The organism is Blautia sp. AF17-9LB, assembly GCF_003479185.1.
In the GTDB taxonomy this organism is placed as follows: Bacteria; Bacillota; Clostridia; order Lachnospirales; family Lachnospiraceae; genus Fusicatenibacter; species Fusicatenibacter saccharivorans.
On the sequence record NZ_QUGU01000020.1, the window covers coordinates 23122 to 38908 of the forward strand.

Genomic DNA, 15787 nt, shown 5'->3' on the forward strand with positions numbered 1-15787 from the left:
AATGTCGAACTTTTTCCTGTTTGTTTCTTTTATCATTACCATTATTTTACATAATCTCTATTCGCACAAAAAAAGGATTAGCAACCTTTCGAAAATGACACGTTCCTAATCCCCTTTTATTTTCCTATCCTATTCCATTTCTTTCCTTCTCAAAATATCAAACCTATCCAATTCCACGCCAAGATCAATCCACAATTTCTGCTTCGGATGCGGCGCACTCTCCATCTGGTTCCCTTCATCATCCCAGATCCCCTTCACCGTAACGCAGACATTCTCCCCATCCGGTTTCATCACTTCAATCTCTTCCCCAACCGAAAACTTATTCCTCTGCTCAATCGCATATCTGCTTTTTTCATTCTTCTCCCCAACAATCCCCAGATACGTATACTCCTTCACATACGTATTACTATCATAAATCTGGCTCTCATGATCCGGCTTCCCATAGAAAAATCCCGTAGTAAACTGCCTGTACGTACAGTTCGAGATCTGATCCCGATACCACTCCATATTTTCCTCATACTTCTTAGGGCTCTCCAGATAATCATCAATCGCCTTCCGATACGTCCTTGCTACCGTCGCCACATACAGCGCCGTCTTCATTCTTCCTTCAATCTTATAACTGTCAATCCCCGCATCCAGCAAATCCGGGATATGCTCAATCATACAAAGATCTTTCGAGTTAAAGATATACGTCCCTCTCTCATTCTCATACACCGGCAGATACTCCCCCGGTCTGGACTCTTCCACGACCGCATACTTCCACCGGCACGGATGTGTACAAGCCCCCTGGTTCGCATCTCTTCCCGTGAAATAATTGGACAGCAGACATCTTCCCGAGTACGAAATACACATCGCCCCATGAATAAATGTCTCAATCTCCATCTCCTCCGGAATATGCTCCCGAATCTCTTTGATCTCCGCCAGCGACAGCTCCCGCGCTGTCACGACGCGCTTCGCCCCCTGTTCATACCAGAACTGATACGTTCCATAGTTCGTATTATTCGCCTGTGTACTGATATGCCGCTCAATCTCCGGGCACACTTCCATCGCAATCCGATACACTCCCGGATCCGAAATAATGAGTGCATCCGGCCCGATCTCTTTTAATTCGGCAAAGTAAGCGCGCACGCCCTCAAGATCCTGGTTATGTGCCAGAATATTCGCGGTGACATAGACCTTTACGCCATGCTCATGCGCAAACTCCACACCTTCTTTCATGTCTTCCATCGAAAAGTTCTTCGCCTTCGCCCGAAGTCCGAAGACTTCTCCGCCGATATATACGGCATCTGCGCCGAAGATCACTGCTACTTTTAATACTTCCAGACTGCTGGCTGGAACCAGTAATTCCGGTTTTCTCATGTTGTTTCCTCTCTCTTCTCATGGCTTTTCATCGTGATCGCGATTCCATCTCCCAGCGGCACGACCGATGTCAGCAGCCCTTCATTGTGTGTCAGTTCAAATAAGTATTCCCGCATCCGTTTGTGGATCGTGCGGTTCCGGCGTTCCACGGCGAAGCGGGATTCGATGACGTCGCCGTCCTGCAGCACGTTGTCGGTGATCAGTACGCCGTTCTTATCAAGGACACGCAGGACTTCCGGCAGGAAGTGGATGTACTGTCCCTTAGCGGCGTCCATAAAGATAAAATCGTACGGGCCATCCAGGGTTTTTAAGACTTCTGCAGCGTCTCCCGGGATCAGCGTGATGCGGTCGGCGAAGCCGGATTTTTCGAAGTTCTCCCGTGCGATCGGGATGCGTTTTTCGTAATTTTCTATTGTGGTAATCTCTGCGTCCGGTTCGCCGTACTGTGCCATGAAAACAGCAGAGAATCCTACGGCAGTTCCTACCTCCAGGATTCTCTTTGGCTGTTTCATCTTTAAGAATACTTTTAAAAAGCTCTGCATTTCACGGCGAATGATCGGCACCCGGTCCTGTTTGGCCGTCCGCTCCAGATTTTCCAGAAACGGGGTGTGGCCGGTGTCCAGGGAATTGATGTAGGTTACCATTCGTTCGTCTATTATCATGTAAGATTCCTCTTGTTTTGCAAACGTGCGTTATTCCGCAGACGGCTGTCCTTCGGTGTTGATGCCCGCCAGAATTTCCAGCATTTCATCGACGGTCTGTGCGGTGTTCAGCACGTAGGAACCGTCCTTGATGCCGCCGTAGTAGCCGGACAGGCGGTACTGGACTTCGAAAACCAGAAGGCTTTCGTCGATCAGTCCGTTGTCTTTCAGGAGTTCGCCAAGTTCTTTCGCCTCCATGCCGGAACGCACCTGTACGGTGACTTCCTTTCCTTTTCCTCTGGATGCGACTGGCTCCTCAGCAAACACGTCATGTCCAAACTGATATGAAGTTTTCGCTGCCAGAATGATCACAAGAATTACGCAGACGTAAATGAGCAGGCGCACGGTTCCTTTCGCACCTGTCAGCGCTGCGCGGTATCCGGCATCCCTTTTCTTTTCGGACATGGGCGCTCTCCTTTTGATTTTCGGTTTTAGATTTCCGGTACTCCGATGCGGATTGCCTCTGAAATACGGTCCTGCACCTTCTGTACCATCTTACAGACCTCGAGTTCCGCTTCAAGATAGGCGTTTGCTTTCTCGCTTTTGCGGAGTGCGTAGGAATCCCGTTCGAGGGAATCTACCGCATCGTAAAGGTCTACGTTTTCGGACTGCTGCAGTCGGTAGTTGCGGATTCGATAGTCGTCGACCCGGCTTTTTAAGTCCGGGTCTTTTTCAAGTTTCTCTTCCATCCACAAGTAATTCTGATATGCCCTGCTCTCCCTCATTTCTTCGATGAGCGCGTCCAGGCATTCTGTTACTTTGTCCATGGTATTTATGCCTCCATGATGATCGGAAGGATCATCGGTCTTCTCTTTGTTTTCTTCCATACATAATCGCCGAGGGCATCTTTGATCGTGGATTTGATCTTGCCCCAGTCGGAGATATTTTTGGAAAGGCAGCCATCCAGCGCCTCTTCTACAACTTCTCTTGCCTCGCCCATCAAATCCTCGGATTCGCGTACATAGACGAAACCGCGGGATACGATGTCCGGGCCGGCCAGAAGCTGGTTCGTTCTCTTTTCGAGAGTCAGTACAACGACCATGATTCCGTCCTCGGACAGATGCTGGCGGTCACGCAGGACGATATTTCCTACATCACCAACGCCGAGTCCGTCGACCATGATGGCTCCGGTGTGGACTTTGCCAGTTACTGCTGCGCCGTCCTCATCGAGTTCCATGACATCACCGGAATACATGAGGAAGATGTTCTCTTTCGGGATGCCGAGACTCTGTGCTACTTCTGCGTGTGCTTTTAAGTGGCGGTACTCGCCGTGTACCGGAATGGCGTATTTCGGTTTTACCAGGGAGTAGATCAGTTTGATTTCCTCCTGGCAGGCATGTCCGGATACGTGAACGTCCTGGAATACGACGTTGGCACCCTGTGCAGACAGTTCGTTGATGACGTTCGAAACGGCTTTTTCATTTCCCGGGATTGGGTGGGAACTGAAGATCACGGTGTCGCCCGGCAGGATCGAGATCTTTTTGTGCAGGTGTGCCGCCATACGGGACAGTGCTGCCATGGACTCGCCCTGGCTTCCGGTGGTGATCAGGACAAGCTGCTCGCCGGTGTAGTTTTTCATCTGCTCCACATCGATCAGGGTATTTTCCGGGATATTGATGTAGCCCAGCTCCTGCGCGATGGAGATGATGTTGACCATGCTGCGGCCTTCGATGACAACTTTACGGCCGTATTTATAAGCAGAGTTGATGATCTGCTGCACACGGTCGACGTTCGATGCGAAGGTTGCGATGATGATTCGGGAATTCTGATGCTCGGCAAACAGGCCGTCGATCGTCTTTCCTACGGTCCGCTCGGACATGGTAAAGCCAGGCCGCTCTGCATTGGTACTGTCGCACATCAGTGCCAGAACGCCTTTCTTTCCGATCTCTGCGAATCTCTGCAGGTCGATGACATCACCAAAGACTGGTGTGTAGTCGACTTTGAAGTCTCCGGTGTGGACGATGATGCCAGCCGGGGAGTAGATTGCCAGTGCTGCTGCATCTGCAATACTGTGGTTTGTTTTGATAAACTCAATGCGGAATGCGCCCAGGTTGATGGACTGTCCGTGTTTGATGATTTTCCGTTTTGTGGTACGGAGCAGGTTGTGCTCCTTTAATTTGTTTTCGATCAGGCCGATGGTCAGTTTGGTGGCGTAGACCGGCACGTTGACTTCTTTTAAGATGTAAGGCAGGGCTCCGATATGGTCCTCGTGGCCGTGGGTGATGACGAAGCCTTTGACTTTGTCGATGTTTTCTTTCAGATATGTTACATCCGGGATGACCAGGTCGATACCGAGCATGTCGTCTTCCGGGAATGCAAGTCCGCAGTCTACGACGATGATACTGTCCTCATACTCGAAAACGGTGATGTTCATACCGATCTGTTCCAGACCGCCAAGCGGTATAATTTTTAATTTACTTCCATTATTCTTTTTCAAATAGCACCTCCGCGCATGTTTTCCAAACGATTCCGTTACCGGTACGGCTTCACGCACGCATCCCCTGAGCGTCACTTCAGGCTGATGGAGCATGTCCCGCACCTGCAGGATTTGCCCTTTTAAGCGCTGTCCCGGTCCCGCTTCGTCTGCGTCCCGGTATGGCTTCAAAACGGCTGGTTCAATAGGTGATGTCTGCCTCGTCATCCAACATGGAAGCAAATACGCCGGAAACGGCATCGAATTCGGTGTCGTCTTCTACCATAACATACTCTGCCTCTGCGTCGGTGTCGGTGGAGATATCCTTCAGAATATAGGCATTTGCCTCGTCGTCCTTTGAATCGGATACCAGAATATAGTTGACTCCGTTGATTCTGGTCTGCTCCTCCACGTAAAATTCTTCTTTGCCGCCATCATCTGTTACAAATGTTATTTTTTCCATACAATATTCCTTTGTTTAGTTTTCCTGTGTTGCCTGCTGATTGGAAAGATAGTCGAGATATCCCTGCAGGATAAAAACAGCCGCAATCATATCCACGTACTCCTTGCGGTTTTCTCTGCGGATTCCGGTTTCCATCATGGTGCGGTCTGCTTCTACGGTTGTCAGCCGCTCGTCCCACATGACAACGGGCAGGCCTGTCCGTCTCTCCAGCATTTCTTTGAACTCGAGAGATTTTTCGGCCCGCTCTCCGATGTCGTTGTTCATATGTTTCGGGAAGCCGAGTACGATTTTTTCCACGCCGTACTCTTTTGCTATCTCTTCAATCCGGGCCAGCGTCTGGCGCAGCTTATTCTCCGATTTTCTGCGGACAATTTCGATTCCCTGCGCAGTAAGACCCAGAGGGTCGCTGACTGCCACCCCTACTGTTTTTGAGCCGTAATCTAATCCCATTATTCTCATAGTAATTACGCTCACTTCCAGGATTCATTTTTGATGTACTCTTTTAACAGTTCCTCTACCAGTTCATCACGCTCTACTTTCATGATCAGGCTTCTGGCCCCCTTGAAGCTTGTAATGTACGTCGGATCGCCTGACATGATATAGCCTACGATCTGGTTGACTGGATTATACCCTTTTTCTACCATGGCGTTGTAAACGGTTTCGAGTACCTCTTTTACCTGAATCTCCGGCTCTGTTTTTACTTTAAAATATTGTGTGTTACTTAATCCTGACATTCTTTTCACGTCCTCGTATTTATTGATATCATTTATATTCTAATACATGTTATGGGAAATTTCAATCGTGAAATTGCCCAACTATTTGAATGTTACAGTTCACTGCATCTCAGCGAACTGTAACATTCAAAGCCCGCATGGAAAATTTTGCTTTGCGAAGGGGCGCAGCTATTTCTGATGTTATTTTATCCCTGAAAACGCCGCATTATTCATATGAATTGGAAGTAAAAATCATTTCCAGGATTCTCTGGGCACAGGCGGTCAGGTCTTTTTCCTCGAGATACTGGTCATTTTCGGCACTCAGCGCATCCAGGATTTCGCGGCGGTCGGTTTCGGTTCCCGGCATCACAAGATCGTTTCCGGCAGCAATGCATTTTGCGGCAGAGGAGCCTCCGTCAGCGTTTGTTGTGGTCCAGTCTGTCATGATGATGCCGGCAAAGCCCCATTCCTTTCTTGCAGCGGTTGTGCACAGATCGTAGCTGTTGGCGGTGTGGACACCGTTTACCTTGTTGTAGGAGGTCATGATCGCCTTTGGCTGGGATTCTTTGATTGCAATTTCGAAGCCCTTCAGATAGATCTCACGCAGAGCGCGCTCGGAGACGATGCTCGATACGCCGCGGCGGTTTTCTTCCTGATTGTTGCAGGCGTAATGTTTGATGGTCGTTCCGACCCCGTGCTGTCTCTGCACACCGCGTGTGAGAGCTGCTGCGATGATTCTGACCAGAATTTCGATTGAATTTTCTCCCGCCCTGTTCTATACTAATGTAAACAAATGTAGCTGTTTTTTATTCCAGATAACTACAAAATCGGAGGTATCACGCTTTATGCATATGACACAAATTCAATCTGTCTTAAACGAGAAAAAAATCACGTTTTCCTATACGGAAGAGGACAACTGCGGAAGCATCGACTTTGAGCACCGCGGTCTGCGGTATCATATCTGGGAATTTGCAGACGATGTGGAGCCGGTCGGCGTGGAGACCAATCTGCGGTATGCAGGGCGCGATGAGGAAATCGAAGGCGATTACGATACGATTCTCGCAGAACATTTAAAGAAAGAATTTTAAGCGATTTCATTTCATTTTTGGGAAAAGATGTGTATTTTATGACGCCAGTTCTTCAACCACAGCTCGAAAAAGTCACGCTGGAACAGTATGAAATGCTTCCAGAAGAGAAACGCTTCAAAGTTTTTGACGGTGTCGTCTACGACATGGCAAGCCCTTCGCAGGTTCATCAGGCACTGTCCATGCAGCTTTCCACACTCATCAATACTTACATTCTTCGCAAAAAATCATATATTTTCTAACGCTGCCAGAAACAGCTCATAGAAGTCATCTTCCCCTTCAAGCGCCGGGGAATTTTCTCCGCCGCCATTGGTGCTGCGTTTGATTTCTGCGTAAAATTCTTCACCTGCCATGGCAAGATCCATTTCATAGATGGAAACGCCATAGGCATGGCAGATTTCGCAGAATGCGTGGATTGGATTCGGATTTTCCCTTGTCTGAAGCAGTTTTCCACGCAGAATGGGGTCTGCTTTTGCTTTTTTCTGCAGTTCGTCTAACAGTTCAACCAGTTCATTCATTTTGAAAACCTCCCTTTTTGCTAAAAAAACAGCACAGAAATCCCACGGTTTGCGTGCCTCTCTGTACTGCTTCTTTATTGTACGCTACTTTTCTTTTTTCTGTCAAGCTTTTGCCTGCACTGCAGGGAAGTTCTTTCATCGCCATGATTGCTGTTCTCAGACATCTGCGAGCCGTAACTTTTCTCAATCAGTTCGTTTTTTGTCAATAAATGATTTCTTGACGCTTTCAGATCTCTGTGATACAGTAATGGCAGAAACGAGGTGATTGCATGAAAAACACATTTGAGCAGCAGATTTATGAGATCTTTGGAACAACAGATCCAAAGGAGCTGCGCAAGCTTTCCAAGGACGCGGAACAATACCAGCAGTTAGCCCAAAAAGAAGCCCTGCGCCATGCAGCTGGAAGAAAACCTGCTTTTTCGCTGCCACAAATCATTCAGATGGCTGCCATGCAGCAGCAGGGAAAAAGTATTGCCGAGATCGCGCGCACCTTTCAGGTCAGCAGGCAGACGGTATACAATCAAATTGCCCGTGCTCACTGTTTCAGCACGGATCCCGATGTCAAAACGCGGATGTGTTTTCTTTACCGCGATCAGCTTTGCACAACGATTGATATCGACTTCCGTCATGAGAAAATTGCAATCCAGAATTACACAAAAAAAATTCCGCTTCGTGCCTTTGGCGTTGTGGAGCATCCGACCTGGGATGATTTTACCTGGTTTCTGGAAAGCCGCTGTTTTCCCAAAACACGCGATCATGCCAAAGATATTTTAAAAGAAATGGGACTTCCCTTTTATGATCCGCTGCTTATCATTGAAAAAACAGATGGGCGAATGGCCGGTGACGAGCAATGGATCCTGATTCTGAAGAATAAGGAGGCACGCCATGGAACAGATCCGTCTTGATAATCAGCTGCCTGTCAAAAAAACAGATCACACCTCAAAAGGGGACCAGCTCAAGTGGAAAATCGGTAATATCTGGTACAAATCCGACTATATGGGATATGAGGGACTCTCGGAGACACTGGTGTCTCATTTACTGCAAAAAAGCACTCTTTCCCATCCGTTTGTCCTGTATCAGCCTGTTCGGATTGCATACCGCGGCACTCTCCGCAGTGGCTGTTCCAGTCCTGATTTTCTAAAAGCAAATCAGATGCTGATCCCATTGGAAAAACTGTACCGTCAGAATACCGGAGACAGTCTGGCAATCTCACTTGCTGCTTTTTCAGAACCTGCGGAACGCATTCGTTTTCTGGCAGACCAGTTAGAAAACATGACGGGAATTCAGAACTTCGGCGCATATTTGACCGCTATGCTGGAAATTGATGCCTTCTTTCTGAATGAAGACCGGCACACCAACAACATCGCTGTTCTATATGATACAGAAACAGCGCAATATTCTCTAAGTCCCCTGTTCGATCAGGGTTTATGCCTGTTTGCAGACACCAGCAATGACTACCCTCTGGATCTGCCGATGGATGTTTGTATGGAACGCATCGAAGCCAAACCTTTCAGCTCTGATTTTGATACACAGCTGGATGCTGCGGAGGAATTATACGGTATCCAGCTTCACTTTTCCTTTACGCCAAAAGATGTCTGCACGGAACTGGCTTCTCTGGCCGATTACTACCCTCTGGAAATCCGCCAGCGTGTTGAGCAAATCATACGCCGACAGATGCGCAAATATGGATATCTGATGCGCAGTTAGAGTCGAAAAGAAAACAGTACAGAAAAGTCCCCACGCTGTGTGTGTCTTCTGTACTGTTTTCTTTTTTGACCTTTTTACACGATCTTATGCCATTTTCTTAAATACCGGAATCGAATCGATCGGTGCAGCGGCACGGATAGTCTGTCCGCCTTCGTACACTTTTCCGTCTCTGGTGTCTTCCCAGCGTCCTTCCGGAAGATATACTTCACGCTCAAACTCGTTCAGATGGAAAATCGGCGCTACCAGGTATTCGCTTCCGAACATATACTGATCCTGCAGCTCCCAGCATTTTTTGTCATCCGGGAACTCGTAGAACATGGTACGGATCAGCGGAGAACCGTTTTCGGATGCCTCGTCATACAGCTGTTTGATGTAATCGTGCATGCTGATGCGGATGTCGTAATATTTTTTCATGATCCGGTAATTTTCTTCTCCATAGCTCCACAGTTCATTGGACTGGCCGGTATACAGGTAGCCGCCGCCAAAATCACGGTCATCGAGCGGTGGAATGTTGTGCGGTCCGCGGTCGCCGTGCATACGGAAAACAGCAGAGTAAACGGCAAACTCATACCAGCGGATCAGAAGCTGCTGGAAATCCGGGTCGTTGACATCATCTGTCATAAAGCCGCCGATATCGGTTGTCCACCATGGAATGCCGGCAAGACCCATATTAAGGCCGGCCTGGAGCTGATCATAGAAGGCTTCAAAGGTACTCGGCACATCGCCGGACCATACAACATTTCCGTATTTCTGGCTTCCGGCCCAGGCGCAGCGAAGCAGGTTTACAATATTTTCTTCTCCTTCTGCTTTCATGCCGTCATAGAAGACACGGCTGTACAGCTGCGGATAGATATTGCTGCAGGAAAGAGCAGGTCCGTCGATATAGCGGTAATGATCGAAATCGTAAACGCCGAAATCCGGTTCTGAGTTGTCCAGCCAGAAGGCATCGATTCCAAAATCATAATAGTTTTTCTTGCAGACTTCCCAGACGTATTTTCTGGTTTCCGGGTTGAACACATCGATTTCCACGCAGTCCCCCTGGAAATCATACGTCTGCAGGGCGCCGCGCTCTGTTTTAATCAGCAGGCCGCGGTCCAGCATCGGCCAGAAATTCTCGCTCTTCCGGTCTACGCTTGGCCATACGGAAACGATAACTTTGATTCCCATGGAATGCAGTTCGTCCACCATGGCTTTTGGATCCGGCCAGTATTTTTCATCGAATTTCCAGTCGCCCTGTACGGTCCAGTGGAAGAAATCGATGACAATCTGATCGATTTTGATGCCTTCCTTCTGGTAGCGGCGTGCCACTTCAAGCACTTCCTCCTGCGTACGGTAGCGCAGCTTGCACTGCCACAGGCCCATACGGTCCTCCGGGAATTTCGGCGCGCGGCCGGTCACTGCGGTGTAATTTTCCAGGATCTCTTTCGGTGTATCGGCTGCGGTCAGCCAGTAGTCCATATCTTTGGTCGAGCGTGCAGTCCATTCGGTGTAGTTCTTTCCGAAGGTTACCTGTCCGACAGCCGGATTGTTCCACAGCATACCATATCCTAAGCTGGATACGGCGAATGGTACGCTGATCTGGGAGTTCCGCTGCGCCAGCTCCAGGGTGCATCCCTTCAGATCCATGTATTTCTGCTGATACTGGCCCATTCCGAAAATCTTCTCTTCGTCGTTGCTCTCAAATTTCAGGTTCAGGCTGTATTCGCTTCCGCCGATCACACCTTTCCACTCACGGTTGACCGTTTTTAAGCAGCGGCTCTCTTTGCTGATCGTTCCGTCGTAGCAACGGTGATATTCTCTTAAAATTTCCTGTTCTTCTTTGTAGAAGGTGATAACTCCTGCAAAGTTGACCACAGCACGGATTTTTCCATTGGTGATGGATGCGCTGGTTCTTTTTCCCATCGATCCGTCGATTTCCAGATGATCGACCGCAAACTGCTCTGCTTTTGCCTCTGTTTTTTCCGGCACTTCGGTCAGCGCCCAGTCCTTTCCGGAAAATCCCGGAAGCATCGTTGCGCGGACACGTAAGGAATCTTTTCCCCACGGCTCAATCCGCAGTGTTTCTCCGTTTGCCTGTGCAATTAACACACCATTTTCTGTCTGAAAACGCATTGTTTTATTCTCCTTTTTTGAAAAGAGAGGTCACAGAAAAATTTGCTTTTCCGTGCCTCTCCCTCCCTATATTCTTACATTCCGATGCTTATGCAACAACAACTTCGTTCGCATCTGCTGCCAGCACAGCCTCTTTCTTCTCGTTTCCGACGAATACTTCTACTTTCAGTTCGGTATGTGCGCCTTCTACGGATACTTTCACTGCATCGCCGTCTTTGACTGCTTTCACGGTGAATACGGTGTTTCCGTGGATATCCGAAACCTTTGTCTCAGCTGCGTCTTTTAACTGATATACGCATACGTTTGCATGGTCCGCGTAGTCATAATCCGGTTTGGTGTCGCAGTTTCCTCTGACTACGATGCTGTTTTCTCTTACATACAGCGGCATGGAGAAGTAGTCATAGGTTCCCTGGAACCATCTGCCGCCTTCTTTTGTCTCGCCGGTCAGAAGTTCTGTCCAGGTGCCTTCCGGCAGATAGTACTGTGCTACCTTGTCCTCACGGAAGACAGGTGCTACCAGAAGGGCATCACCCAGCATGTACTGCTGATCCAGATACGGAACGGCCGGGTCGTTCATGAACTCGAATACCATCGGGCGCATAACCGGGGTTCCTTCCTCGTGTGCCTCTACAGATTTCTGGAAAATGTACGGCATCAGCGAGCATTTCAGGTTGGTGAAGAATTTTACTACGTCGCAGGACTCTTCGTCGAACAGCCACGGCACACGGTAGCTTGTGGATCCGTGCAGACGGCTGTGGGTAGACATCAGTCCAAATGCGCACCATCTCTTGTACAGATCCGGTGTTGCGGTGCTCTCGAATCCGGAGATATCATGGCTCCAGAAGGAGAAGCCGCTCATGGCGAAGGAAAGGCCGCCGCGCAGCGTTTCTGCCATGGACGGATAGTTTGCAGAGCAGTCGCCGCCCCAGTGTACCGGGAATTTCTGGCTTCCTGCTGTTGCACTTCTTGCAAACAGAACTGCCTCGTTCTCACCTTTTACTTCTTTTAACAGGCTGAATACTGCCTGGTTGTACAGGTATGTATAGTAGTTGTGCATTGCCTGCGGATCGCTTCCGTCGTGGTAAACAACGTCAACCGGGATTCTCTCGCCGAAGTCGGTCTTAAAGCAGTCTACGCCGCAGTCCAGAACAGTTCTCAGTTTATCGGTATACCATTTAACCGCATCCGGGTTGGTAAAGTCCACAAGGCCCATACCTGCCTGCCAGTTGTCGGTCTGCCATACGCCTTTTCCGTCTGCTCTCTGCAGCAGATAGCCGTTTGCAGCGCCTTCTTTGAAGAATGCGGTTCCCTGTGCAATATACGGGTTGATCCATGCACAGATGTGAAGACCTTTGTCGTGATATTTCTTTAAGGTTGCGCGAATATCCGGGAAGCATTTCTTGTCCCACTCAAAATCGCACCAGTGGAATTCGTGCATCCAGAAGCAGTCGAAGTGGAAAACGCTCAGCGGAATATTTCTCTTTTCCATTCCCTCGATGAAGGATGTGGTAGTCTCTTCGTCGTAGTTTGTGGTAAAGGATGTGGACAGCCACAGACCAAAGGACCACGCCGGAGGAAGTGCCGGGCGTCCGGTCAGCGCGGTGTACTCGTTCATGATCTTCTTCGGTGACGGTCCGTGGAACAGATAGTATTTGATTCTTTCGCCCGGTACGGAGAAGCCGACATACTCTACTTTTTCACTTGCTACTTCGAAAGAAACGTTGTCGGTACTGTCAACGAGAATACCGTAGCCGTTGTTTGTCATATAGAATGGTACGCATTTGTATCCGATCTCGGATGCAGTACCGCCGTCTTCATTCCAGGTATCGACAACCTGTCCGTTTTTCACGAATGGGGTGAATCTCTCACCAAGGCCGTATACGCACTCACCTACGCCAAGGGACAGCTCACTTACCATGTATGGCTGATATTTTTCGGTCATGTAGTTCGGTGCCGGCAGCATGGTGCTCTGCTTGCGATCCCATCTGATATAGGAAAGGTTGCGGAATCCGCTTCCGGTCAGGACTTTTCCGTCTGCCTCGAAGGTGTAAGCGAAGATTCCTTTTCTCTGTACGCGTACCAGTACGCTTCCGGTGTCGAGAACTGCCTCATCGTCGTTGATGGTAACGGTTACGTCCTCGTATACGCTCTCTGTTTTGTCGAAGGACGGAACTTTGTTGTCGTATGCTTCATAGTGCCATGCTTCCATGGAGATGGTATCCGGTGTGTGTGCCACGAACTCAACGGTGATGGTCGGCAGGTTCAGGGTCATACCTCTGTGCTCGATCGGGCGGGTGGTAGCCAGGATACGCATACCGCCTGGGATCTGCTCTACTTCATAAGCCTGCATTGCATGAGATGCATTTGCTTTTTCACTCGGAAGCCAGTAACCTTCTGTGAATTTCATCTTTTCATTACCTCCTGATTGGATGAGCCTGAAACAGATAGCTGAAAGCACTTTCTTTTCATCAATCTTTACAGAATTATCGTTTCAGGCTGACGTTTTTTGGTAATTTTATACTACCACACTCTTGCTTTCGAAAACAGGGCGGATTCTGTGAAAAAATACGGCGATATTATCTTTTTCTATCTTTTTGGTGTATTCGGGGGCTGGGATGCAAAACGGGAGTGTGCCCCGCAGACGTCTGCAAAAGACACACTCCCGTTTCTCTTCTGTTTTTTCTTATGCTGCAATCAGATACGCAATGACGGCCAGCAGGATCTGCAGGATCACAAAGCGGATCACAACCTGACTGTCGGACCACTTGTATTTCAGGCGGACATGGTCATGCAGCGGTGTTCTTGTATTTTTGAGGATTGCGATTTTCAGGAAACGGAGTAAAAATACTTTGACAAGACCGATTCCTCCGTCGACGATCATCACGCCTGCCATCAGCAGATATAAAAACGGATGGCGGGACTGCATGGCAAGGATGGCGATGTAGAAACCAAGTGCTCTCGAACCGGCGTCTCCCATCAGCATGCTGCTCGGCGAGGTGTTGAAATACAGGTACGCGAGAAGCGCTGCCACGAACAGGTAATTGGCTACGGTGAAGCTTCCAAGGACATCGTGGAAAATCATACTGAACGCGAAGATAACCACACAGGAAAGGCTCGCGCAGAGTCCGTCGACACCGTCGGAACAGTTTGTAACGTTGATCGAAATCCAGATCAGGATGATGCCGAGGATTATGTAGACCACTTTCGGAATGGTAAGGGACATGTTTCCGAAGTAGATCGTGGTGGAATTGTAATTCACAAAGGTGATGACGGTCACAATGGAGATGACGAGGTCAATCGCGCCTTTTTTGTAATCGCTCCACGGGGTTTCGGATGCATCGTCGAGGTAGCCGCTCAGCATGATGCAGACGAGCAGGATCGCGTAGATCACATACTCGGCGCCAAGAGGCAGGAACAATACGCTTCCGATCAGGAAACAGATGACGATCACGAGGCCGACGCCGCGCAGTTTTCCGCGGGAGAGGCCGCCGTTTACGGCAAATTCTCTGCCGTGATCGCTCGGCAGAAAGGAAAATGGATGCTTTAACGCCAGAAAGGTCAGCAGAAAGGTGACCACGATTCCCAGCATGGCGATCTGGCCGGGATTTAAAAAGTTACTCCATACTTGATACATACGTTTTCTTCCTTCACTTTTCTTTAGATTGAGTTTGCACGAAGCCGTATTTGACGTGGCTTTGTGTTCATTTATTATAACAACTTCATACAAAAATTGCTATACCCAATTCGGAGGTTTCGTGATAAGATAGTGATACACTAAGTTGAACAAAAAAGGAGTTTTTTATGCCACGCAAAGATCATCTGCCGCGCCAGACACGCCAGGAACACATCACGCTGCAGCCGAACCGCAGCATCGAATTTCGTGTAACCGACGATTTCGGCAGTTTTTCGCCGCCGCACTGGCACGACGCGCTGGAAATTATTTATATTCTGGAGGGTTCCTCCATTGTCACGCTCTCGGACCGCACCAAGACCGTCCTTCCGGGTCAATTTCTTCTGATCAATTCCGGGCGTATCCACACGGCTCGCTGTCCGTCCACGGGAAACCGCTCGATTCTGATGCAGATTCCGGATGCGTTCCTTGCGAACTATCTGCCTGATCCGTCACAGCTCTGGTTCTCGATTGACTACGACAGTACGAATCCGGAAGTGCAGAAAAATATCAGCCAGTTCCGGCGTCTTCTGCTTTCGATGATGCAGCTTCATGAGGAAATGCCCGACGGCTATCTGCTGACGTTCCAGCGGGAGCTTTTTACGTTTCTCGATCTGCTCTACACGAAATTTTCCGAGAAGAGCCCGCTTGCGCACCACCCGATGAGCTCCCGGACGCAGACACGGCTCGATACGATTCTGACGTACACGCAGGAAAATTACCAGCGGCCGATTACGCTGAAGGAGGCTGCCGATGTTGTCTCGCTGCAGCCGGAATATTTCTGCCGGTTCTTCCGCCAGAACATGGAAACGACGTATCTGGAATACTTGAATTCCTACCGTCTTTCCCGCATCTACCGCGACCTGATCGCCACGGATCTGCCGGTCGGCACGCTCGCGGAAAAGCATGGTTTTACAAACGATAAGCTGTTTCACCGCCTCTTCCGCGAGCGGTTTCACACGACGCCGCTGCAGCTTCGGAAGGCAGCACGCGAGAAAGGATCCTGATAGCTTTCGCTGTTTTTATATCTTTGAGAATGGGAGTTT

The 15787-nt window shown here is 49.1% G+C and carries 18 protein-coding genes; 5 read left to right on the forward strand and 13 right to left on the reverse strand.

The features are described 5' to 3' along the window. Positions 1-129: 129 nt before the first annotated feature. From DWX00_RS16950 to DWX00_RS16990, 9 genes are all read right to left on the reverse strand, one after another. A complete protein-coding gene (locus DWX00_RS16950; protein WP_117509576.1) occupies positions 130-1359 on the reverse strand; it encodes a peptidase U32 family protein in 1230 nt (409 codons plus the stop codon). Next, positions 1356-2021 (reverse strand): O-methyltransferase, encoded by a 666-nt coding sequence (locus DWX00_RS16955; RefSeq protein WP_055265050.1) that lies wholly within the window; start codon positions 2019-2021, stop codon positions 1356-1358. Before DWX00_RS16955 ends, DWX00_RS16950 begins: the two co-directional genes overlap by 4 nt. Before the next feature lie 30 nt (positions 2022-2051). Continuing rightward, the gene (locus DWX00_RS16960) at positions 2052-2465 is read right to left on the reverse strand and encodes a solute-binding protein (RefSeq protein WP_117761676.1); all 414 of its coding nucleotides are present in this window, start codon (positions 2463-2465) and stop codon (positions 2052-2054) included. A 26-nt stretch (positions 2466-2491) separates the two neighbouring features. After that, positions 2492-2827 (reverse strand): YlbF family regulator, encoded by a 336-nt coding sequence (locus DWX00_RS16965; protein WP_158578899.1) that lies wholly within the window; start codon positions 2825-2827, stop codon positions 2492-2494. A gap of 5 nt (positions 2828-2832) precedes the next feature. After that, positions 2833-4497, reverse strand: coding sequence for a ribonuclease J (locus DWX00_RS16970; protein ID WP_055218756.1), 1665 nt, complete (start codon positions 4495-4497; stop codon positions 2833-2835). A 178-nt stretch (positions 4498-4675) separates the two neighbouring features. Further along, positions 4676-4936, reverse strand: coding sequence for a DUF1292 domain-containing protein (locus tag DWX00_RS16975; protein WP_022461718.1), 261 nt, complete (start codon positions 4934-4936; stop codon positions 4676-4678). A gap of 15 nt (positions 4937-4951) precedes the next feature. Then, a complete protein-coding gene (gene ruvX, locus DWX00_RS16980) occupies positions 4952-5395 on the reverse strand; it encodes a Holliday junction resolvase RuvX (RefSeq protein ID WP_118595845.1) in 444 nt (147 codons plus the stop codon). An 11-nt stretch (positions 5396-5406) separates the two neighbouring features. Next, positions 5407-5670: an IreB family regulatory phosphoprotein gene (locus tag DWX00_RS16985; protein ID WP_022461716.1), complete on the reverse strand. Its 264-nt coding sequence runs from the start codon at positions 5668-5670 to the stop codon at positions 5407-5409. Between the two features lie 205 nt (positions 5671-5875). Further along, complete coding sequence (locus DWX00_RS16990; protein WP_416388409.1) at positions 5876-6358, reverse strand: glycoside hydrolase family 3 N-terminal domain-containing protein; 483 nt, start codon at positions 6356-6358, stop codon at positions 5876-5878. A gap of 136 nt (positions 6359-6494) precedes the next feature. Between DWX00_RS16990 and DWX00_RS16995 the strand changes: the two genes are divergently transcribed. Together DWX00_RS16995 and DWX00_RS17000 are read left to right on the forward strand one after the other, a co-directional pair. Next, complete coding sequence (locus tag DWX00_RS16995; RefSeq protein WP_055265060.1) at positions 6495-6737, forward strand: hypothetical protein; 243 nt, start codon at positions 6495-6497, stop codon at positions 6735-6737. Positions 6738-6775: 38 nt separating this feature from the next. Beyond that, a complete protein-coding gene (locus DWX00_RS17000) occupies positions 6776-6976 on the forward strand; it encodes a hypothetical protein (RefSeq protein WP_147398277.1) in 201 nt (66 codons plus the stop codon). On the opposite strand, the gene DWX00_RS17005 is transcribed toward DWX00_RS17000, so the two are convergent. After that, a complete protein-coding gene (locus DWX00_RS17005; RefSeq protein WP_118595847.1) occupies positions 6962-7252 on the reverse strand; it encodes a hypothetical protein in 291 nt (96 codons plus the stop codon). The two genes, DWX00_RS17000 and DWX00_RS17005, sit on opposite strands and share 15 nt — an antisense overlap. Before the next feature lie 269 nt (positions 7253-7521). On the opposite strand from DWX00_RS17005, the gene DWX00_RS17010 reads away from it, so the two are divergent. Next, the gene (locus tag DWX00_RS17010) at positions 7522-8157 is read left to right on the forward strand and encodes a helix-turn-helix domain-containing protein (RefSeq protein ID WP_118595848.1); all 636 of its coding nucleotides are present in this window, start codon (positions 7522-7524) and stop codon (positions 8155-8157) included. Beyond that, positions 8138-8959: a hypothetical protein gene (locus tag DWX00_RS17015; RefSeq protein WP_118595849.1), complete on the forward strand. Its 822-nt coding sequence runs from the start codon at positions 8138-8140 to the stop codon at positions 8957-8959. Before DWX00_RS17010 ends, DWX00_RS17015 begins: the two co-directional genes overlap by 20 nt. Before the next feature lie 84 nt (positions 8960-9043). On the opposite strand, the gene DWX00_RS17020 is transcribed toward DWX00_RS17015, so the two are convergent. The 3 genes from DWX00_RS17020 to DWX00_RS17030 all read right to left on the reverse strand — a co-directional run bounded on the left by DWX00_RS17020 (position 9044) and on the right by DWX00_RS17030 (position 14705). Continuing rightward, positions 9044-11071, reverse strand: coding sequence for a glycoside hydrolase family 31 protein (locus DWX00_RS17020; protein WP_118595850.1), 2028 nt, complete (start codon positions 11069-11071; stop codon positions 9044-9046). An 88-nt stretch (positions 11072-11159) separates the two neighbouring features. After that, positions 11160-13478, reverse strand: a complete 2319-nt coding sequence (gene yicI, locus DWX00_RS17025) for an alpha-xylosidase (protein WP_118595851.1) — start codon at positions 13476-13478, stop codon at positions 11160-11162. 276 nt (positions 13479-13754) lie between these two features. Beyond that, positions 13755-14705, reverse strand: a complete 951-nt coding sequence (locus tag DWX00_RS17030; protein ID WP_117801400.1) for a phospho-N-acetylmuramoyl-pentapeptide-transferase — start codon at positions 14703-14705, stop codon at positions 13755-13757. A 167-nt stretch (positions 14706-14872) separates the two neighbouring features. Between DWX00_RS17030 and DWX00_RS17035 the strand changes: the two genes are divergently transcribed. Beyond that, complete coding sequence (locus DWX00_RS17035) at positions 14873-15748, forward strand: AraC family transcriptional regulator (RefSeq protein WP_022463035.1); 876 nt, start codon at positions 14873-14875, stop codon at positions 15746-15748. Positions 15749-15787: the final 39 nt, after the last annotated feature.